Genomic DNA, 20,080 nt, shown 5'->3' on the forward strand with positions numbered 1-20,080 from the left:
GCGACACGCCACCGTCGACATGTCTCACATCGAATGGATGTCACACCGACGTCAATTCCAGACGTCGCCTGGCCCCTGCCGTCTCCCCCAGGACCGGAACATCCATGACCACCGCCACCTCCTCCTCGACGCCCCCGCTCCCAGCCCCGCCTCCCACCACCAGCGTCACCGGCATCCCCGTCGCCGAGCCTTTCGACGTCGATGGTGACAATGGCGAGTTCCGTCTCGTCCAGACGGGCTCGTCCATGGCCCTGGTGGGCGTCAACGACGACAATGAAATCCAGGGCTACTTCAGCGCGGCGACCACCAAATACCTCAGTCGTCCCCAGGGGAATCCGAAACGACTGGGCCCCTGGACGCCCTTCAGCATCCAGCCGGACTCCACCCAGTCCTCCCTCGTCTTCCAGACCGAGAAGCGCCTCGGCGTGGTCACCGTCCGAGGCTTCGTCTACATCTTCTGGATCGACACCACGAACAACCTCCTGTGCGCGACGCGGGTCTCTCCCGATGCCGAGCGCTCGGAGACAGACTGGTGTCAGGTCGCGCTTCCGGCCACGACCACGGGAGGCACACCGAGCCCGGTGAGGATCTCCGCCAACGGCGTGTCAGCGTGCGCTGGCAAGGGCGAGACGGAGATCCTCCTCAACTACGTCGCCTGGGATTCCGCCCACAACGCCTTGCAGGTCTGGCATTTCGTCCTGAACACGGAGGACTACAACCCCCTCACCAATGACTGGGTCTCCAGCACTCCCGCCTGGTTCGTGACGGCGCCGGCCACCAGCCCCTCCCAGTCCGCCGCGAACCTTCCGAGGGTCGACATCCGCACCATCCTCGTCACCCAGCCGGGCAACGCCCCCACCGACGCTCCCGACAACTGCGTCATCGCGGCGCTGTGGGATGAGGGCCACTCCTCCACCACCACCTTCTCCTGGACGCTCGACGCCGCCTGCCACGCCAACCCCAGCCCGGCGCATCCGCCGATGCTGCTCGCCTGGCCCAACTCGGCGCGGAGCCGCAAGGCGTTGGGGACGAGCCTGGCCGTGGACCCCGCGGGGCGACTCGTCGCCCTGTTCGCCGACAACAACAAGGCCAACGCCATCTGCGTCGCCGTCATCCAGAACATCCTGCCCCTGCGCCAGCTCGATTCGACCGCGGCGCCCGTCTGGCTGGAGTACGGCAAGGTCTTCCCGAACGACAGCGAGGACACGGAAGGGCCGCTGTCGATGTGCTTCTCGTTCGGCACCATCCCCGTCACGGCGAGCCAGGACGCCACCACCCTCCCCATCATCCTCGGGATGGCCTGGGTCCGCAGTTCGAACTCCCCCGGCTCGCCCGTCCAGATGTCCTCCCTGCGGTACGGCGACTTCAACCTGCAGACCGCCCTCCACCCGCCGAAGCAGGACTACACGGGCCGGCGATTGCTCACGTCCATCTGCGACCCGTTCCCCCTGCCCATCCCGGCGCCGGAGGTCTGGGGCAACTCCAGCCCCGACGGCATGGCCGACTGGAACATGTTCGACTACGAGATGAACACGTCGCAGGAGGACGTGGTCCTCAACCAGATCGACTTCTCCGCGACCCTGGGCATCCAGTACTCCCGGCGCACCATGGGTGGATTCAACGGCGCCAAGAGCGGCATCAGCGGTGGTGTCTCCGTCAAGGTCGGAGGCTCGGGGCACTTCGCGTGGCAGGACAGCATGTTCTCCGCCCAGAGCATCAAGGTGCAGACGAAGGCCTACCGTCATCCATACTTCCCGCTCGACGACGCGTCTCCCTACCTGGTGCGCCCGTATGGCTGCTACTTCGGACGCTCCTTGTTCTGGCTGCGCTCGCAATACGGGACGGCGGCGAACCTCGCCTTCAACCAGAACAGCTCCTTCAGTCCAGGGCCGCTCACCATGGCCCACTGGCCCGTCGTCTCGAAGGACGCGGATGAAACCGCGGCGGGCGACTTCTTCACCTACGCGTGCACCCCCGGCGTGGTGGACTCCTACACCGAGGTGGCCATCAACGCCCGGATGTTCGCCTTGTACAACGAGTGCGTGAACCGGCTGACGACCGCCGGCAAGTCCCAGGCGGACATCCAGAAGATCTTCACGGCGCCGGATGGAACCGACCTCAGCCGCTTCTACACGGGCAACAACTACGTCGCGTCCGTCGTCGCGGCGTATGGCACGGAGACCAACCTCAACGGCCAGAAGTACCTCAAGTTCGCCATGAGCGGCGGCTCGGTCTGCGACGGCGAGTACCGCGTGTCGAACAGCGAGACGACGGGCTTCGGAGTCCGCCTGGATATCAACGCGTACGCGGGCTTCGCCTCCAACGTGGAGGTCGGAAGCCGGGTGGGCTTCTCCGGCTCCCAGGAGACGTACGTGGGAGGCTCCTTCGACTTCTCCTTCGCGTACCGGAGCGACTCGACGAGCGCCGCCACGAACGGCGTCGGCGTCTACACCTACCTGAACACGCTGGCGCCGACCCAGTCCCTGTCCGCGCGGCTGTACATCCTCAAGGAGGCGTACCTCTGGGCGCTCGAGCTGAAGTACTTCCCGACCATCGCGCGGGATTGGTACATCCAGGCCCTGGCGAACGCCAAGGCGCAAGGGGAGTTCAGCTCGCCGCTGGACACGCCCAACCTGGATATGCTCGCCGGCACCACGTCGGCGGACAACCTCCTGCTCTACGAGCAGTCGCTGCCCACGCGCTTCATGTTCGTCGTCACGGGCTGGGACCAGGGGCCGGAGGCGTACACGCCCACCAACGTGCCCAAGGACCTGCCCGGTGGCTATGACATCGCCACCTTCAACTCCGGCATCTCGGATGGAGCCACCTTCCATCTGCCCGGGCCCTGCGACGTGGCCTACGGCGCCAATGGCCACTTCCGCTTCCTCCCGGGCGTGACGGGCACCATCACCTTCAACCAGGCCACCTTCGGCAACCCGGGCTCGGGCGCCACGAACCACGGCTACTACCGGCAGGTCGGCTATCCCAACCGCGCGGCGTACAACGTCCCCCAGGACTTCACCCGGGTCTGCAGTGAGGGGCAGTCGTGGCAGTTGGGAGACACGCCGAAGACGGTGGCGTTCGGACTCGGCACCCAGTGGAACGTCGTCGGAGGGCTGACGGGTTCCATCACGGCGTCGGATTCCGTCTTCGGAGACCCAGACGTCGGGCAGGGCAAGGAGCTTCGCGTCCTGTCCAAGTAATGGCAGCGCACGGAGCGGACCGGAGCCGCGAAGGGCGCCGGTCCGTCTCCGTCCTGAGAACAGGTCACCTCAAGCCGATGTCTGCTCGAACTGGGAGATGACGTCCTCGAGGACACTCCGGAAGTAGTCATCCCCAGGGCCTGTGGCGTCGCGGAGGGCGAGCAGCAACGGATGGAAGCCAGGGTCTCCCAGGGATGCGGCGGCCTCGAGCGCGTACACCATCACCGTCTCCCCCATCAGCGCGGCGCGCACGGGCTCCACCGCGCGAGGGTCCTTGCGAGTCGCCAGCCCCACCAGGGCCTCTCCGACAATCTCCGGGTCCTCATCGCCGAGGCGCGCCACGAGCGCATCCCTCAGCCTCGGCGTGTCGCGTGCCTCCATGAGCGTCCCCAGCCCGAAGGTCGCCCAGTCCCGCACATCGCGGTCCTCGTCGGACGAGAGCTGGATGAGCGCCTCCACTGCTTCTGGCGCATCCAGGACCGCCAGTCCGTGCGCGGCGCCATATCGCGCCTCGGCCGAAGGATGCCGTGCCTGGGCGATGAGCGCGGCCAGGGCGCGGGGCTCCACCAGGTGACTCAGGGCCACCCCCGCGGAGAGGAGGACCGCGGGCTCCCGCTCCCGTCCAAGCAGGTCGACCAGCGCGTCCCCACGCTCCGTTCGGAAGGCGGCGGTTCCGGCGCCGAGCTGGCCCAGGATGTCCGCGCCACGCCTCCGCGCCTTCGCGGAGGAGGCGCCCAGCAGTTGGAGGGCCGCGTCCAGCACGTCACGCGTCCCCCGAGCCTGCAGGGCCCGGATGGCCTCCCAGGCGCGCTCATCGTCTTCGCCCCCCTCCAGGGTGACCTGGAGGAGCGACTCGAGGCTTCCCGCATCATCGGGCTCAGGAGGACTCATCTGGACACCGGACGACGGAGGGCGACCTTCGCGCGCACGGCCTCGATGAAGGCGGGCTTGTCCGCGCTGCCTCGCACGTGCTGGAAGTCCAGGCCGAGGTTCTCGGCGACCGCGCGCAGGTGCTCCAGACAGGGCTCTCCGTCGGGAGCCTTGCCCTGCACGAACACCGGATGGCAGAGGGAGCAGTAGTTGACCACCCAGACGCGCTCGTCCGGCCCCAGCTCCAGCGAAGGGGGGCTGCCATCGCTCGAGCCCTCCACATACGGCTCGATGCGCCAGATGCCGGTGTCGTCACCCACGCCCATCTGGAGCGAGCGATAGTTGAGGCTGGGGACGAACTCCCAGTCACCCCAGTCATAACCATACGGCTGCGTCTCGGTGCGGAGCGCGCGACCTCGCGCCCGTTCGAAGTCGTGGGCGCCCGTGGGCGCATCCTTCGCGGCGAAGAAGAACAGGTCCAGGACGGCCTGGTCGTCCCCCATGCCCTCCTCCTCGCACTCCTCGCCTGTCTCCTCCCCGCACACGTATGTCGTCGGTGGACCACAGACACTGCACCGATAGTCTTGGACGCCCATGGCCAGAGCCTACAGCGCTCCGGCCTGGGGCGTCGCAGCGCCAGCCTACGGCGCTGGCATCCAGGCCAGCCCCAGGTTCCTGGCGCTGCCCGCGTTCACGTCCTGGATGTCCCCACCGTCGGCCAGGTTGGCGCTCCGGAGCCGGGTCGCCAGCCAATCCGCCCAATACAGCCGCCCGGCCGTGACATCGATGGCAATCCCATGCACCGTCGTCTGGTTCGTCACCAGGGGCGTGACGTTGGAGCCATCCAGGTTCGCGACGCTGATGTCGGGGCCACGCGTCGAGAAGTACACCTTCCCGCCGCTCGAATCGACCGCCAACCCCACGCCCAGTCCGCCCAAGCCCGTGGCGACTGTCTCCACGTTCGTGCCGTCCATGTCGAAGCGCACGAGCCGGGTGTTGTTGTAGGTGATGAGATACACCTTGCCCTTCGGGACATCGAACGCGAGGGCGGACGGGCTGTTGATACCGCCGACCACCTGCATGGGATTGCTGCCATCCAGCTCGGCGCGCATGACCCGGCTGCCATTGAAGTCGGACCAGTACAGCTTGCGGTTCGTCGAGTCGATGGCCAGACCGCTGGGGAAGCCTCCGTTCGCCACCACATCGACCGGGTTCGCGCCGTCACTGTCCGCCCGAACGATGGCGGCGTCGCGGTTGTAGAAAATGGTGCGGTCGACCGGATCGGTGGCGACTGAAGACGCTCCGCTGATGCCCGTCCTGAGCTCGACGGCATTCGCGCCGTTCACATCGGCCCGCCACAGCGAGTTGGAGGCCGTCATCCAATAGAGGCTCGCCGGGAGGGTGACTTCGAGCGTGAAGGTGGTGGAGCGGGTCTCGGAGCCATCACTCACCGAGAGGGTGATGGTGGTGGAACCGCTGGCGCCCGCGACAGGGAGGACGTCGAGCGTGCGGCTGGAGCCCGCGCCGCCGAGGACGAGGTGGGTGGAGTCGTTGGGCACCAGGTCCGTGTTGGAGGACGTGGCGCTGACCGTGAGCCCCTCGAGGCCGGTGTCCACGTCGTCCACGGTGAAGGGCAGCTCGCCCGTCGAGCTGTCCCGGGTGATGCGCTGGTCGGGCACCGACGTGAGCGTGGGCGCGTCGTTCACCGGGATGACGGTGAGGCTCACCGTGCCCTGGGCGCTCGCGCCCTTGCTGTCAGTCACTCGGAAGACGAGCGCATCCGCGCCGTGGAAGTCGGCGGCGGGGGTGTAGGTGACGGCGCCATTGGCGCGAATCACCCCCAGCGTGCCGTGGTCCGGTGCATCGACGATGGTGAACGTGAGGGTCCCGTTGCCGCTCGCCGGCAACTCCAACTCGAGGGGCGTGTCCTCCAACGTCTCCAGGCTGACGTCGCGGGCGACCGGCGGTTCGCCGGGCGTCGGCTCGTCATCGTCGCGACAGGCACCGAGGGTGGTGACGACCAGCCCCATCACCAGGGCAACGCGCAATGCGGCGAACGGTGCCGCGCGCCCTCTCGAAAGCGAATGAGACATGAACCTTCCTCGGTGGGCGCCCGACAGGGGCGCCGTGGACAGGGTGCGCGCGGTTCATGGGCGAGAACCGCGTCGACCGTCAGTAACCCGAACGCCCTGTCACGGTCCACGCACGGGACAGCTGCCTCCGCGCGCCCCGGTTCTCGAGTTCGACAGCGCACCTCACGATGTCGAGGACCTCCGAGCGCTCGCGCCCCGCCGGGCCAAACTGTTCACCTGCATTCGATGGGGTCGCCTTGACCTCTACGCTGGGTTACGCTCGGCGGCGCCGCGGTCGATGTCCTTCTCTCCTCGTCGGGTTTCCCTGATGCGCGACGGTGATGCCCTCAGTGAGGTCTGCCGCAGACTCGGACCGGCCATCTACCGCCGTTGCCTGAAGATATTGCGCAACCCGGACGAGGCCTCGGACGCCTGCCAGAAGGTCTACATGCAGCTGGTGCGTCATCGCGCCCGACTTCCCCCCGAGCCCGAGCAGCTGCGCTGGGTCTACGTCATCGCGACGCGGGTGTGCTTCGCCCAGCTGCGCGACGACGCCTGGGAGACGGCGAGCGGGACGGAGCTGAACCACGACGCGCCAGCGCCCACGGACAGCTTCACGGAGGTGGCCGACCGGCAGCTGGCGCGCGAGGCGCTCTCCCGCGCCACCGAGCACGAGCGCATGGTCGCGTGGCTCGTGCTCGTCGACGGCCACTCCCAGGAGGAGGCCGCCGAGCTGCTCGGCCTCTCACGCAAGACCATCGGCAAGCGCATCCAACTCTTCCTGGCGAACGCCCGCCGAGGGGTCTTCGAATGAACGCGGCACGAACGGCGCAATGTCCGAGCGACCTCGCGCTGGAGGAGCACCTGCTCCGAGCCAATCCCGCCACCGCGCAGCACATCGCCGGGTGTGAGCATTGCCAGTCCTGGGAGCGGGCCGCCGCAGAGGCCTCCCGCGCGTTCGCCCACCAGCATCCCCACTGGATGGCGAAGACCCGCCCCTCGCCGCTGAGGCGATGGGCGCCGCTCATTGCCACGGCCGCGCTCGCCGCCGTCGCCCTGTTCCTCCTCCACTCCCCTTCCCCGGAGCTCCCGCGCTACGCGACCAAGGGCGACGAGCTCACCGTCTACGTCGGAGGCCAGGGAACACCTCGGGCCGCGATCCAGGGCGAGCGCGTGCGGCCGGGTGAGTCGCTCCGCTTCCAGGTGGCGCCGGGCGCGGCGGCCTTCGTCTGGATTGCCTCCGTCGACTCGACGGGCGCCGTCTCCCGGCTGGTGCCCTCCGAGGGGACGACGCCGCTCGCGGTCGACGGGACCCAGCTGCTTCCAGGGAGCGCGGTGCTGGATGCGACGGAGGGACCCGAGCGCATCTGGGCGGTGATTTCACCCGAGCCCCTGAACTGGAGCGTCGTGGAGCAGGCCCTCCGGGGCAGTCCGGTGAGGGACGCCTCGGAGGTCCACATCGCCGGGGCCCGGACCTCCACGGTGTTGCTCGAGCGCGGCGCGCCATGAGCCGGCTCGCGTGGCTGGTGATGCTCCTCTTCGCGGCGTCCGCGCAGGCCCAGCTGCCGGAGCGGAGATTCGCGTTGGTGGTCGGCGGCAACGTGGGCGCGGCGGGCCACGCGCGGCTGCGCTTCGCGGAGGCGGATGCCTCGCGTTTCGCGGACACGTTGAAGGAGCTCGGAGGCTTCCAGGACGAGGACGTGCGCGTGCTCCACCAGCCCACCCGCGCGCGGCTGCTCATGGAGGTGCGGGCGCTCGAGCAGCGAATCACCGAGGCGGCCCGTCGCTCCTCGCGGCGAAACCTGTTGCTCCTCTACTGGTCCGGCCATGCCACGGAGAAGGGCCTGGAGCTGGGCAGCGAGACTTTCACCTTCGCGGAGCTGAAGAAGCTGCTCGGAGCCTCGCGGGCGAACGTGCGACTGGCCTTCGTGGATGCGTGCAAGTCCGGAGGCCTGGTCAGCCCGAAGGGGGCGAAGGCCGTGCCCGGCGGCTTCGCGCTCGACGTCACCAGCGATGAGTCCCCGGATGGGACCGCCATCCTCGCGTCCTCGGGGCCGGGGGAGAACGCGCTGGAGAGCGCGGAGCTGCGGGGGAGCTTCTTCACGCACCACCTGACGGCCGGGCTTCGCGGCGCGGCGGACGCGGACGCGGACAGTCGCATCACGCTCCAGGAGGCGTATCGCTATGCTTACGCGAAGACGGTCTCCCATACGGCCGAGGTCTCCGGCGTCGCGCAGCGGCCGACGTACGCCCTGGACCTGAAGGGCAAGGGCGACATCGTGCTCGCCGAGCTGCGCCACGCGGACGCGCGGCTGGTCTTCGCCCCGGGGACACAACCCGACAGGCGCTGGCTCGTCGTGCGTGACGCGGGGCTCGGTGAGGTGCTGGAGCTGCGCGAGGACCCGGTGAAGCCGCAGCGGCTCGCGCTGCGTGCCGGGAGCTACCGGCTCATCCGGACGACGGCGGACGATGTCTGGACTGGCGCCTTCTCGCTCACGCGCGGAGAGGAGCGCACGGCGACGACCGTCACGCTCACACCGCGCCCCTTCGCCGAGCGCGGGACGAAGGGCGACGCGGCCCTCGGACGGGAGCTGGAGCTGTTCGCCTCGGTTGGACTGAACACGCCGCTGCTGCGGGGCATGGGGCTCACTCCCGCGCTGCTGCTGGGCGGGGACGTCACGATGGGCACCTCGCAGACGCTGCGCATCCGCGCGAGGTACCAGGACGGACGGGGCCAGGATGCGGGGCTGCCCTATGCGCTCCGGAGCATGGGTGGGGATGTCGCGTGGCTCTGGCGGCTGCCTGTCCGGGGACTCGAGGCCGGCGGCAGGCTGGGCGCGGATGCGGTCCGTCAGTCCGTGGCGAGCACGTCGGATGGGACCGCGTTCCGGGGACGCGCGGGGGCGGTGTTGTCGCATTCGCTGTCCCTGGGGGGCCGGTTCTCCTGGGTCTCGGAGGCGGAGGCCCAGCTCGCCTCGTTCCGGTTGAATGGTCGCGGGGTCCTGCGGCCTGCGTTCGAGGCCGTCACCGGCCTGGGCTTCCGACTCTGATGCGCAAGCGGCTCCTCGTGGCGACCCTGGGCCTCTTCGCGAGCGCGTGTGGCGAAGGCCTCTTCGATGCACGCGGGCGTCCCGACGTGCGTGTCATCGGGAGCGAAGGCGGCACCGTCACCTCTCGCGATGGTCGCGTGCGCGTGACGATTCCTCCGGGGGCGATCGATGGCGAGGAGCTCGTCTCGCTCCGGGAGTCGGGGACACGGGACTGGTCGGTGGGCGTGATTTACGCCCTGGAGCCCTCCGCGAGGACGCTCGCCCTCCCCGCGCGCGTGGAGATGCGCGCCGAGTCAGCGCCCGGACATCGTGGCCCCGCCTCCCTCGTCCGGATGACCCGCGCGGGGCTCCCCGCGCCGATGGCCGGGTCGTGGAGCGAGGGGACCCGGAGCTTCGGTCAGCTCTCCGCGCTCGAGGACCTCGGGCTCTCACAGCCCCCGTGCTCCGAACCCATCGAGTGCGCGGACGGCTTCCGCTGCGAGGACGGCGCGTGCAAGGCATGCCCCGCCAACGTCTCCTGCCGCGCCAACCCGGGCCTGCCCGGCCCTCGGAACACGGGGGTGCCCGCAGGGGCAGTCCTGGTCCGACATGAGGGAGACCTCGTGTTGGACACGCCGGGGGCCGTGCTCGAGGACCGGGACATCCACGGCCGGCTCATCATCCGCGCGAACGACGTCACGGTGCGCCGCTGCGTGGTGCACGCGCCGGTGCCGCGTGAAATCGACGGCATCATCAACGTCACCGGGGCGACAGGCGTCGTCCTGGAGGACCTGGAGGTCTTCGCCGAGGAGTCTTCCACGCTCCAGTGGGGGGTGGTGGGCGGAGGCTTCACCGCGCGGCGGCTGGACATCCACGGGGTGGTGGTGGGGATGAGCCTGCGCTCCGGCGCGCGGGTGGAGTCCTCGTGGATTCACGCCCTGGACCCGGTGGGCGCCCAGTACGGCATCAGCGTCTTCGGGGGCAGCGACATCGGCATCTACGACAGCAACGTGCATGGCCCGGGGGAGGACGTCGGCGCGGCCATCTTCGTGAGCCAGCAGGCCGGGCCCACGCGCGATGTGAGGGTGGAGCGAAACCGCCTCGACCGGGGCAGCTGCATCGTGAACCTGGGGCACGCGGGCGGCACGAGCCTCCAAGGCATGGCGGTGCGCAACAACGTCTTCGGCGCGCGGACGTTCTACGACTGCGCCGTGCTGGTGAGCACCCAGACGCAGCTGTCCGCCACGGGCAACGTCTGGGAGGCCACTGGGGTGGAGGTCCCCATCGAGCGACACGATTGAGACCTCCGGGATGGCGCGCTAGTTCGACGGAGGGAGGACCGCTCCGTCCTCCCAGGTGTTGTTGGACCAGACGTTCCCCGGCTCCGAGGTGTCGAAGCTGGTGATGGCGCCGTACCAGCCACAGCGCCCGCTCTGGCCGCGACCGAAGACGTTGCCGATGAAGCGGATGTTGTTGGTCGCGCCCGAGTACGGCTTGCCCTTGGACGAGCCGCCATAGGCGCAGTAGCCGCCCGTCGTGCCCGGGAAGTAGTTGTTCTCCACCAGGTTGTTCTCCACCGGCGCGAAGTCGCCGTAGCCGGTGAGCGCCGCCGAGCAGCCCGCGTCCGGCGGCACGTCCGGCGCGTCGCAGATGATGGTGTTGTGCCGGAGCGTGACGTTGCGGCCCATCCGGATGCCGGACTCGTGCGCCGTCCCCGTCTCGTCCGTCATCTGGCCATGGACGTAGGAGTCGCGAATCTCGCAGTCGTGCCAGCAGTGCATGGAGCGATTGCCACCCTCGACGTGCACGCGGATGGCGGTGAAGTTCACCGCGCCCACGCCCGTGGCGTAGCGGTCACCCGCGTCGACATGGGAGTCGGTGAGGGTGAAGGAGAAGCCCGTGGAGTTCTCGTCCGTGGCGACGCTGCCGTTGATCTTCGAGTTGCGGATGATGACGCCCGCCGCGCGGATGTTGAGGTCACAGTTCACCGTCTTGGCGTCGATGACCGTGTTGGCCACGGTGATGGTGCACGGCCCGGTGTAGGGCGTCAGCTGCGTCCCCGCCGGCACCCCCGTCGTGCTCGCGTTCGGGAAGCCGCCGGACGGAGGGGCCGACTGGGTCGTCGCCGTGACGGCGTTCGAATTGGCGCTGACATTGCCCGCCGCGTCCCGCGCCTTCACCAGGTAGCTGTAGGCCGTGGCCGCCGTGAGGCCCGTGTCCGCGTAGGTGCGGCTCGACGTGGAGGCAAGCTGCACGCCTCCCCTGAAGACGTCGTAGGCCACGACGCCGACATCATCCGTGGAAGCACCCCAGCTCAGGTTGATGGCGCTCGGGGACACCACGGACGCGACGAGCCCCGAGGGAGCAGTCGGCGCCTGCGTGTCCGGCGTGGGCTCCGTGGTGTCCGGGAGGAAGACCACGTCCACCGCGTAGTCCGTGTTCTGGTAGCCCTGCGTCGGGAAGCCGCCGCCGTAACGATAGACGCCGTTGACCCCATCCACGCCCGAGGCCAGCCCCTGGATGGGACCGCGTGACTTCCCCGCGGTGAAGCCTCCCACGGTGGCGCCATACCGCCCGGCGGACGCGTAGTACGACACCACATAGGTGGTCCCCACGGTGACGGTGATGGGAGAAGCAAGACGCACCGTCTGCCACCCCGACGTCGTCTCACTCGTGGACGTCGCCTCCGCGAGCTTCGTGCCCGTCCGGCTCCACAGGCTCACGCGGTGGGGGCCGACATTCTGCGCCCCACCCTTGAAGAAACGCACGCCACGCACGGTGCCCGGGGCCGTCACACGGAACTTCATCCCCAGCTCCACCGCGGCGGCATCGCTGTCCATCGCGATGGTGGGGCGGGCCGAATCCAGGAACAGTGAAACCTCGCCCGGCTCGAGCGATTGGTGCTCACCCGCGAGCGACTCCTGGCTCGCGGGCGCGTCCACGGGGCCGGGGGAACAAGCGGACACGACGAGGGAAAGGACTGCTGCAAGACCGCGGAATCTCATGCGCACTGCCTCCGAGAAATGTCGCTTCGGGGCGGCTAATGCGCGAGCCGTGTTTCTTGGGAACCCTCCGTGCACGAAATCTCCGGCGTCTCGAATTCCGCTAGGGTTCGAGGACCGACAGCGCGGCCCCCTGTCGCACACCGCGCTCGAGTCGGTTCCCCCTCACCCGGAGACCTCTTGCGTCCACTCGAACAACTTCGCTCGTGCGCGGGCCGCGTCGTCGCGCGGCTGCTCCTCCTGACGGCCCTGCTTCCGCTCGCGGTGCACGCGGCCCCGCTCTACGTCGGCCCCTCGGGCTCCGACTCGAATGCGGGCACGTCCGCCTCCGCGCCCTTGAAGACGCTCCAGGCGGCCCTGAACAAGGCGACCGCCGGCACCACCATCCACCTGGCGGCGGGCACGTACCGGGAGAACCCCTCCACGGTGCGCGCGGGCACCGCGTCCGCGCCTATCACCCTCAAGGGCCCCGAGACGGGCAAGGCGCGCTCGGGCCGCTACAAGGCGGTGCTGGTCGGCAAGGGCCGCATCTTCAGCATCAACCACGGCCACCACGTGCTGGAGGGCTTCACCATCGACGGCCAGGAGAAGCTCCTCGGGAAGACCTATCCGACGACGCTGGCCGCCGTGCGTCAGTTCAAGGACGAGAACGCCTCCCTCGTCAACGACGGCCGGCTCATCTACATCGGCGCGGCGGACGACTCCCGCGACATCAGCGGTGTGGTGATTCGCGACATGTTCCTCAACGGCGCGGGCGGTGAGTGCATCCGCATGCGCAACAACGCCCGGAACAACGAGGTCGCGAACTCCGTCATCCAGTGGTGCGGCCTGTACGGCAAGGGCGACGACGATGACGGCTACAAGTATCACAACGGCGAGGGCGTCTACATCGGAACCAGCCCCAAGTCGACCAGCCAGCCGATGTATGCCAATGACGCCAGCGCCTACAACAGCATCCACGACAACACCGTCCACACGTTCGGCTCCGAGTGCTTCAACGTGAAGGAGAACGCGCACCACAACACGTTCAGCCGGAACGACTGCCGCTACAACGACGAGCCGCTGGAGTACCTGGGCAGCCTCATCGAGCTGCGCGGCCACGCCAACGTCCTGGAGGACAACACGCTCAGCGGCAGCCGCAGCTACATCCTCAAGCTCAAGTCGGACTCCGGCGCCTATGACAAGGGCGCCAACGTCGTGCGCGGCAACCGCTTCAGCGCGGCCGTCGGCGCCTTCATCCGCAACGACCACAGCGCGCCCCAGGGCGCCTTCTGCGGCAACACCTTCGGGTCCTCGCCCGCGGTCCTGCTCGGCAACTCGGTGGGCTCGCCCACGGCGGCGTGCGCGGACACCACCGCGCCCACGGCGCCCTCCGGCGTGCTCGCGGTGCCGGAGTCCTCCACGGAGGTGGCGGTGAGCTGGAGCGAGAGCACCGACGACGTGGGCGTGACGACGTACCTGGTGCATCGGGACGGCACGCGCGTGTGCACCGTGACGTCGGGCCTGTCGTGCGTGGACACCGGGCTCGTCCCGGCGACGACCTATCGCTACATCGTCAGGGCCCGGGATGCCGCGGGCAACACGTCCTCCCCCAGCGCCACGGTGAGCGTGACGACGCCGCCCGCGCCGGTGACGACGCTGCTGGCCGACGACTTCTCCACGCACACGGCCTTCCCCGCAGGCGGCTGGACGAATGCCACCCGCAACGGGAGCTGGGGTCTGGTCACGGATGGGACGAAGGCGGCGCGACAGCTGTCCACCACGTCCGCCACGTACCTCGTCACCGTGGGCGACGCGACCTGGACCGACTACGCGTACTCCGCGAGGGTCAAGCCGGGCTCGACGGCGCGCACGGGTCTCGTCGCCCGCTACGTGGACAACAACAACTTCTACTTCCTGCTCCTCCACAACGGGAACCTGGTGCTGCACAAGAAGGTGGCCGGGACGACGACGACGCTCCAGACGGTCCCCTTCCCCGCGAGCACCACCGCCTTCCAGACGCTCACCGTGGTGGTGCGAGGCACGTCCATCCAGGGGCTCGTGGACGGTGTCGCGCATCTGCGGGTGACGGACACGGGCCTGGGCGCGGGCAAGGTGGGGCTCTACGCCACGGGCGTGGCCACCTTCGATGACGTGCGGGTGAGCACGCCCTGAGGTGAGTTGGAGGGCTGGCGCGCTGGAGCACCTCCGGCGCGCCAGTCCCCGTCTCAGCGGGCCGCGTCGAACACCGCCCGCTGCGCGGCGAAGGCTCGCTGGTACGCGGGCCGGGCCTCGGCCCGGGCGACATAGGCGACGAGGTTCGGATAGGCCTCGAGGATGCCGGTCCCGTGAAGCCTGCGCAGGACGGTCACCATGAGGATGTCGGCCGCGCTGAAGGTGCCGTCCAGCCAGTCGGAGTCGCCCAGGTGCGCCGAGAGGTCGTCCAGTCGCTTGCGGATGAGCTCATCCAACGCGCGCAGGCGATGCTCGAACCAGGGCTGGTCGCGCTCGAGAATCGTCACCAGGCTGCGGTCGAAGATGGACGGCTCCACGGTGTTGAGCGCCGCGAACATCCACGCAATCGCGCGCGCCCGTGCATCCCCATCCTCCGGCAACAGGCCACCGTGGCGCTCCGCGAGGTGGATGAGGATGGCGCCGGACTCGAACAGGACGAGCCCGCCCTCCTCATAGGTCGGAATCTGACCGAACGGATGCAGCGCCTTGTGCGCGGGCTGCTTCATCGCCTCGAACGACAGCAGGCGGACTTCGTAGGGCTGGCTCACCTCCTCCAGTGCCCAGCGCACTCGCATGTCTCGCGCCAGTCCCCTGCCGCGGTCCGGCGAGTTCTCGAATGCGGTGATGGTGATGGTCATGTGCGGCTCCAGGAGTGCTCCATGGACGCTCAATTCGAGCGGGTAACAGGCTACGACGACCACCGCACCAGGGCCCAGCAGAGCGCCCCCAGGGCGAGGATGCTCAGGGCGCCGTAGAGGAGGAACTCCCGCCGCTCCTGGCGAGGGTCATACCGCCCCGCCGTGCGGTGCTGCACGGGCGCGCGGGCCATCTCCTCCGTGTAGACCCTCGTGGGGGTGTCCGTCAGCGCCGGGAGCAGGCGGTTGTCGTAGGAGGCGTTGCGGAAGCCTCCGTCGTGCGCATCGAGGAAGACCTCGATGACCGGGGCTTTCGTCAGCCGCGCCGGATGCGTCCAGAGGATTCCGCTGGGAGGCATGCCGTGGTCGCGCTCGTCACAGACCGGGACCTTGAAGGAGACGGGCGTGGAGCACAGCGAGGGTGAGCCTCGGAACACCCGGGCGATGCGCCCCGACACCACCGCCTCTCCCGGAATGGAGGGAGGAAGCTCGACGTGGTCCACGGAGACCTGCACGTGCAGTTCCGCATCCAGCGCCACACGGGCGTACCGATAGGAAGGAAGCGCCATCCCTCCAGTCTAATCCCAAGGACCCGTGGTAGCCCCCGGAGATTGGACCGAGCAGTTCAGGAGCACAGCCTCCTCCCAAAGATGTAGCCGGGCTCGCGCAAGAAGGTGTCAGGATGCCCAAGCCTACTCGCTCACCCATACCGGCATCACTCAAGCTCATTTCCCATCGAAAGCCCAAGGGCTCCCAATGACTCGACTCCTCCATGAAGAACTCGAGCAGCATTTTGACGCCTTGTTTTTGAAACGTGCCAGGACGCCCGTTGGGGCCCTGTTCTCCATGGTCCTACGCCACACCAAGGAAGGGACACTCCTAATCGGAGGGAAGGTCAGATTCTCGGATGAGCAACTTGAAGCACGGGCCACCATTCAGCATCCCAAGATAACCCTGGTCGAGGAATGGGTACCCGATGGGAAGTCCGCCGTATTGCGCCTCCTTGAGATCCTGACGGGGCACGGGAAAGTCGCCTCGTTCCCCATCTCAGACATCAAATCCGACGCACGCATCGAGAGCACAGGCGGATGGCGGAAGGGACAGTCTGGCTGGCGAGAATGGCACATCGAGTCGCGCCCGGAGCAAACTATCATCAACAACGCTGCGGAACCTCCCCGCGAAGCCATCATCACGGCCGGGGCGCCACCCTTTCTGAGCGGAGCGCATGCGGTGAGAGAATGGCTCATCAACGACAGGGATGCGTGGAAGGCGGACAGCCCCCCGGCCAATGGGAATCTCCTCACAATCCTTCCCGATTCGAGAATCCGCATAACCAACGCGACTTGGCGAGACAGCCTGCTCACGCTCGAGCTCGACATCAAGGTTTCCGAGCAGCCCTACGAAGTGCAAGCATTCTACGCTGGAAGCAAGACCAAGCGCGACGACATCGTCAAAGCAGCGCCCTCTCTCCAATTGGAGATCCCTGCCGAGGTGGAGTCAATCTATCTATTTATCATCGACACATTCGGTGAAGTGCTCGTGGAGCACCACCTGCCTCGCTCCGAGGCCAAGCTCACCACATCCGTCGTCAGTATCTCGAATGAGGAACGAGTCACAGCAGAGCTGCGCTCAGGAGAGAACGAGTTCGTCGAGTTCAAACCTTTCGTCGAGGCCAAGGACCAGACCAAAGAGGCCGAACTGGTCAAGACAGTCGTGGCATTCTCCAACACGCAAGGAGGCCGCCTCTACGTCGGCGTTGACGACAATGGAGTCCCGCAGGGGCTATCGGAGTTGAAGAAGATGACCAAGCGAACGGAGGACAACGTGGAAATCCATCTAAAGTCCGCGATAGATCGCCTCCATCATCTACTGAGGACAAACATCAAACTCATTCCCCAGTATGACGTAGAGGTGCACGACAAGGAAGGGCGTCCTGTCATCATCGTCAACGTCAAGAGAGGTGACCACCCTCCTTACGCCACGGCCCAGAACGAGTATTTTGTTCGCCATGGCTCTAGCAGCATGCGCCCAGAGCCTGATGAGCTACGGCGCCTTCTGAGCCGAGAGAGCAGCTACGTGGTGTCATGGACTCTTTGAGGACGCCACTGCACCGGAGCCCCCGCACGCTCCGGCAGGTTGACCGCTCAGGCGAGGACGCCCCTCCTCGCCTGAGGATAGACACCTGGCGCCTCGCGGACTCCCGCATCGCACATCTCACCCGCGCCACGGTCCGACGACTGTCGGCACTCGGGTGACAGGGTGAAATGTCGCAGAGGAGGCGAGAAGGTCTTCACCCGTGTCGAGGCAGGGCTTCGACCTTTTGGCAATTCAAGGCGGGCAGGAGCGATGATGCGGTCGGCGAGAACCGGAGGTCCTCATGCGTGGTGGCACCCTTCGAAGTTCGCAAGCGCAGGCACTCGTTCGCCTGCTCAATGAAGCCCACGCATTGCCGCCGACAGTGGAGATGCGCTCCCGGCATCTGCTGCGTGGAATCTGTCGCATCCTGGAGGCGGAGGCGGGAGCGTGTGTCCTGGAGCGGGATTTCAGACCGGGAGCCCAAGAGGAGTTCGCGGAGCTTGTCCTGGAGGGGTGGGATGGGCGGGCCGTGGCGGCCCTCGATGCGCTCCGGCGGCTGGGGAGTGGCTGCAATCCCGCCATCCGCTCCTTGAGGGAGCGCGGTGCATCGCATGACGGGGGCATCGTCACGGCGACCCGCCGGGAGCTGGTGGAAGACCGCACCTGGTATGGCGCGCCCTATATCGACCGCTACCTGCGCCCCACCGGGCTCGATGACTCGCTCTACTCGAGCCGCTGGTCGGGGACGAAGGGAGCGGCGCGGGGCATCGGAATCTATCGTGCGCGGAGTGCTCGCCCCTTCGATGTCGCGGACCGGGAGCTGCTGCACCTGTTCCACACCGAGTGTGGCGCCATGTTCGAACCACCCGCCCCCCCGGCGCGAGCCCTCCCCACCCCAGCGCTGTCCCCCCGCGAGCGACAGACCTTGGCGCTCCTCCTCCAGGGCCTCGGAGACAAGCAGATCGCCGACCGACTCGGCATCAGCCGCTTCACCGTGAATCAATACACGAAGACCCTCTATCGGCACTTCCAAGTGCAATCACGCGCGTCCCTCATCGCGCGGATGCTCGGCCGGGAGACACAAGAGCCGTGGCTGGCGCTCGTCACGGGGCAAACCCAGAAGTACGACTGAGACACCGAGGGAGTTTCAGCCCGAGGGGCCCGGGCAGAAAAGCCTTTGAATCCCGAAAGGGCAGGAATAGAAATATTCACGGCCTCGTCGCGCGAAGCGAGGTCAAGTCGAACCATCAGCAGGGTCTCGTCTGGGTTTGACTTCAGACTTCGCGCAGAACGGGGTTGTAATGTCGAAGTCGCAGATTGCCTGGTGGTGTGCGCAGCTCCTGTGTGTTGGCGTTGGTGTCTCCGCATGCACGGGAAGCCCTCCCGAGGAGAGCCCTCGGGCGTCGCGCGAATCGACCTGGGAGCATTTCCTCTCACAGGTCCATCAGGAACCCGGGAGCGGCGTCTACATCGCCAACGGGGATGAGCCGTTCTCCGATGTGACCCAACTGCGCGCGTTCTATGACGCCCACGTCAACACCGCGAACGTCGGGACGCGACAGGACGGGCTGGCCATCATGGTCCGCAATGGAGCGAGGGCTCGCTGGACCGAGGCGGAAAAGCACCACCTCAGCTACTGCGTGAGCACGGCCTTCGGAACCCGACATGCCACCGTGGTCCAGGCGATGTCGGATGCCGCGAGGGCCTGGGAGGCGGCCGCCGACGTCCGCTTCGTCCACCTGAGCGAATTCGACAGCAACTGCACCGCGAGTCAGCTCTCCGTCGTGTTCGATGTCCGGCCTGTGTCCGGAGGCGCCTATTTCGCACGCGCCTTCTTCCCGGGCGATGCGCGCGCGGTGAGCAACGTCTTGATCGATGAATCCTCCGTCGGAAGGACGAGGTCCCCGAGCCTGACTGGAATCCTCCGTCACGAGCTCGGTCACACCCTGGGGTTCCGCCACGAACACACCCGCCCCGAGGCCGGCACCTGCTTCGAGGACTCCCGATGGGAGGCCCTCACCTCCTACGATGCGGCCTCCGTGATGCATTATCCGACGTGCAACGGCACGGAGGGCTGGTCATTCACGCTGAGCCCGCTCGACATCGCGGGCGCGCGCGCCGCGTATGAGCTCCCGAACAGGATTGGCATCCTGCGGCCCTCCGGCCTCGCCTACATCCAGGAGCAGGGGCGGGGGACGACCTGGACCCTGGTGGCTTCGGACGTTCAGGCCCTCGCATTGGGCAGCGACCGCATCGGAATCATCAAGACCGACGGGAACGTCTATGTGAAGGAGGGAAGCCTCGGCGCCGCCTGGATGTGGCAGACCTCCAATACCCAGGCCCTTTCACTCGCGGGTGACCGCATCGGGGTCCTCCACCACGACGGAATCGTCTACGTGAAGGAGGGGCGTCTCGATGCAAACTGGGCACAGGTCCGTTCGGACGCTCGAGCCATCGCGTTGGCCGGCGACCGCATCGGAGTCCTGGGGAATGATGGGCAGGTCCATGTGAAGCAAGGAGGCCTCGGCGCCGACTGGGTGTGGCAGACCTCCAATACCCAGGCCCTTGCGCTGACAGACACCCGCATCGGGGTCGTGCACAACGACGGGAACGTCTTCGTGAAGGAAGGGGACCTCGGCACGAACTGGGTGTGGCAGGCCGCCAACACCCAGGCGATCTCACTCTCGGGCAACCGCATCGGGGCCCTCTACACCGATGGAAACGTCCATGTGAAGGAAGGGGGCCTCGACGCTGCCTGGGTGTGGGAGACCTCCATCACCCGGGTTCTTTCACTCTCTGGCGACCGCATCGGGGCCCTGCACAACAACGGGGACGTCTATGTCAAGCAAGGGGGCCTCAGCACCAACTGGACCTTGGTGACCTCGGGAGCAACGGACCTCGTGCTCTCGACGCCGTAGTCGCCAGGAGCCCGCGAATCCGTGGCGGGCTGCGGGGTCCGTCGTTCCCGCAGCACCGCCA

General features: G+C 67.7%; 15 protein-coding genes. 9 read left to right on the plus strand and 6 right to left on the minus strand.

Annotation, left to right across the window (positions count from 1 at the left end; all coding sequences use genetic code 11):
- Window positions 1–104 precede the first annotated feature (104 nt).
- Window positions 105–3,203: a hypothetical protein gene (locus LXT21_RS45010; protein WP_256572208.1), complete on the plus strand. Its 3,099-nt coding sequence runs from the start codon at window positions 105–107 to the stop codon at window positions 3,201–3,203.
- A gap of 69 nt (window positions 3,204–3,272) precedes the next feature.
- Here LXT21_RS45010 and LXT21_RS33450 read toward each other — a convergent pair whose 3' ends face one another.
- The 3 genes from LXT21_RS33450 to LXT21_RS33460 all read right to left on the minus strand — a co-directional run bounded on the left by LXT21_RS33450 (window position 3,273) and on the right by LXT21_RS33460 (window position 6,166).
- Window positions 3,273–4,094 carry a HEAT repeat domain-containing protein gene (locus tag LXT21_RS33450; protein ID WP_254042277.1) on the minus strand — a complete coding sequence of 274 codons (822 nt, stop codon included), beginning with the start codon at window positions 4,092–4,094 and terminating at the stop codon, window positions 3,273–3,275.
- Window positions 4,091–4,576, minus strand: coding sequence for a hypothetical protein (locus LXT21_RS33455; RefSeq protein WP_254042278.1), 486 nt, complete (start codon window positions 4,574–4,576; stop codon window positions 4,091–4,093). The genes LXT21_RS33450 and LXT21_RS33455 overlap by 4 nt, the downstream gene beginning before the upstream one ends.
- A 138-nt stretch (window positions 4,577–4,714) precedes the next feature.
- Window positions 4,715–6,166, minus strand: coding sequence for an Ig-like domain-containing protein (locus tag LXT21_RS33460; protein WP_254042279.1), 1,452 nt, complete (start codon window positions 6,164–6,166; stop codon window positions 4,715–4,717).
- A 307-nt stretch (window positions 6,167–6,473) separates the two neighbouring features.
- Here LXT21_RS33460 and LXT21_RS33465 point away from each other — a divergent pair, with 307 nt between their 5' ends.
- From LXT21_RS33465 to LXT21_RS33480, 4 genes are read left to right on the plus strand one after another with little or no spacing between them, the layout of a single operon-like run.
- Window positions 6,474–6,959, plus strand: a complete 486-nt coding sequence (locus LXT21_RS33465; protein WP_254042280.1) for an RNA polymerase sigma factor — start codon at window positions 6,474–6,476, stop codon at window positions 6,957–6,959.
- Window positions 6,956–7,654 (plus strand): DUF4384 domain-containing protein, encoded by a 699-nt coding sequence (locus LXT21_RS33470; protein ID WP_254042281.1) that lies wholly within the window; start codon window positions 6,956–6,958, stop codon window positions 7,652–7,654. The genes LXT21_RS33465 and LXT21_RS33470 overlap by 4 nt, the downstream gene beginning before the upstream one ends.
- Window positions 7,651–9,195: a caspase family protein gene (locus tag LXT21_RS33475; protein WP_254042282.1), complete on the plus strand. Its 1,545-nt coding sequence runs from the start codon at window positions 7,651–7,653 to the stop codon at window positions 9,193–9,195. The genes LXT21_RS33470 and LXT21_RS33475 overlap by 4 nt, the downstream gene beginning before the upstream one ends.
- The gene (locus LXT21_RS33480; protein ID WP_254042283.1) at window positions 9,195–10,475 is read left to right on the plus strand and encodes a right-handed parallel beta-helix repeat-containing protein; all 1,281 of its coding nucleotides are present in this window, start codon (window positions 9,195–9,197) and stop codon (window positions 10,473–10,475) included. Before LXT21_RS33475 ends, LXT21_RS33480 begins: the two co-directional genes overlap by 1 nt.
- 18 nt (window positions 10,476–10,493) lie before the next feature.
- Here the strand turns inward: LXT21_RS33480 and LXT21_RS33485 are convergent, their stop codons facing one another.
- On the minus strand, window positions 10,494–12,140 hold the full coding sequence (locus LXT21_RS33485) for a DUF4082 domain-containing protein (RefSeq protein WP_254042284.1): 1,647 nt from the start codon (window positions 12,138–12,140) through the stop codon (window positions 10,494–10,496).
- Window positions 12,141–12,356: 216 nt separating this feature from the next.
- Here LXT21_RS33485 and LXT21_RS33490 point away from each other — a divergent pair, with 216 nt between their 5' ends.
- The gene (locus LXT21_RS33490) at window positions 12,357–14,330 is read left to right on the plus strand and encodes a fibronectin type III domain-containing protein (protein ID WP_254042285.1); all 1,974 of its coding nucleotides are present in this window, start codon (window positions 12,357–12,359) and stop codon (window positions 14,328–14,330) included.
- A 53-nt stretch (window positions 14,331–14,383) separates the two neighbouring features.
- Here the strand turns inward: LXT21_RS33490 and LXT21_RS33495 are convergent, their stop codons facing one another.
- The gene (locus tag LXT21_RS33495) at window positions 14,384–15,028 is read right to left on the minus strand and encodes a glutathione S-transferase family protein (protein ID WP_254042286.1); all 645 of its coding nucleotides are present in this window, start codon (window positions 15,026–15,028) and stop codon (window positions 14,384–14,386) included.
- 50 nt (window positions 15,029–15,078) lie between these two features.
- Window positions 15,079–15,594 (minus strand): hypothetical protein, encoded by a 516-nt coding sequence (locus LXT21_RS33500; RefSeq protein WP_254042287.1) that lies wholly within the window; start codon window positions 15,592–15,594, stop codon window positions 15,079–15,081.
- Between the two features lie 187 nt (window positions 15,595–15,781).
- On the opposite strand from LXT21_RS33500, the gene LXT21_RS33505 reads away from it, so the two are divergent.
- The 3 genes from LXT21_RS33505 (at window position 15,782) to LXT21_RS33515 (ending at window position 20,019) form a co-directional block, all read left to right on the plus strand.
- A complete protein-coding gene (locus LXT21_RS33505) occupies window positions 15,782–17,122 on the plus strand; it encodes an AlbA family DNA-binding domain-containing protein (protein ID WP_254042288.1) in 1,341 nt (446 codons plus the stop codon).
- A 508-nt stretch (window positions 17,123–17,630) separates the two neighbouring features.
- Window positions 17,631–18,233 carry a response regulator transcription factor gene (locus LXT21_RS33510; protein WP_254042289.1) on the plus strand — a complete coding sequence of 201 codons (603 nt, stop codon included), beginning with the start codon at window positions 17,631–17,633 and terminating at the stop codon, window positions 18,231–18,233.
- Between the two features lie 169 nt (window positions 18,234–18,402).
- A complete protein-coding gene (locus LXT21_RS33515; RefSeq protein WP_254042290.1) occupies window positions 18,403–20,019 on the plus strand; it encodes a matrixin family metalloprotease in 1,617 nt (538 codons plus the stop codon).
- Window positions 20,020–20,080: the final 61 nt, after the last annotated feature.

This window comes from Myxococcus guangdongensis, from assembly GCF_024198255.1.
Taxonomy (GTDB): Bacteria; Myxococcota; Myxococcia; order Myxococcales; family Myxococcaceae; genus Myxococcus; species Myxococcus guangdongensis.

Excerpts from the sequence above, each read along its gene's own strand:
- LXT21_RS33470 (WP_254042281.1), top strand. The coding sequence starts at position 6,956 with ATGAACGCGGCACGAACGGCGCAATGTCCGAGCGACCTCGCGCTGGAG.
- LXT21_RS33495 (WP_254042286.1), bottom strand. The coding sequence starts at position 15,028 with ATGACCATCACCATCACCGCATTCGAGAACTCGCCGGACCGCGGCAGG.
- LXT21_RS33500 (WP_254042287.1), bottom strand. The coding sequence starts at position 15,594 with ATGGCGCTTCCTTCCTATCGGTACGCCCGTGTGGCGCTGGATGCGGAA.
- LXT21_RS33505 (WP_254042288.1), top strand. The coding sequence starts at position 15,782 with ATGACTCGACTCCTCCATGAAGAACTCGAGCAGCATTTTGACGCCTTG.
- LXT21_RS33515 (WP_254042290.1), top strand. The coding sequence starts at position 18,403 with ATGTCGAAGTCGCAGATTGCCTGGTGGTGTGCGCAGCTCCTGTGTGTT.
- LXT21_RS33475 (WP_254042282.1), top strand. The coding sequence starts at position 7,651 with ATGAGCCGGCTCGCGTGGCTGGTGATGCTCCTCTTCGCGGCGTCCGCG.
- LXT21_RS33450 (WP_254042277.1), bottom strand. The coding sequence starts at position 4,094 with ATGAGTCCTCCTGAGCCCGATGATGCGGGAAGCCTCGAGTCGCTCCTC.
- LXT21_RS33455 (WP_254042278.1), bottom strand. The coding sequence starts at position 4,576 with ATGGGGGACGACCAGGCCGTCCTGGACCTGTTCTTCTTCGCCGCGAAG.
- LXT21_RS33465 (WP_254042280.1), top strand. The coding sequence starts at position 6,474 with ATGCGCGACGGTGATGCCCTCAGTGAGGTCTGCCGCAGACTCGGACCG.
- LXT21_RS33480 (WP_254042283.1), top strand. The coding sequence starts at position 9,195 with ATGCGCAAGCGGCTCCTCGTGGCGACCCTGGGCCTCTTCGCGAGCGCG.
- LXT21_RS33460 (WP_254042279.1), bottom strand. The coding sequence starts at position 6,166 with ATGTCTCATTCGCTTTCGAGAGGGCGCGCGGCACCGTTCGCCGCATTG.
- LXT21_RS45010 (WP_256572208.1), top strand. The coding sequence starts at position 105 with ATGACCACCGCCACCTCCTCCTCGACGCCCCCGCTCCCAGCCCCGCCT.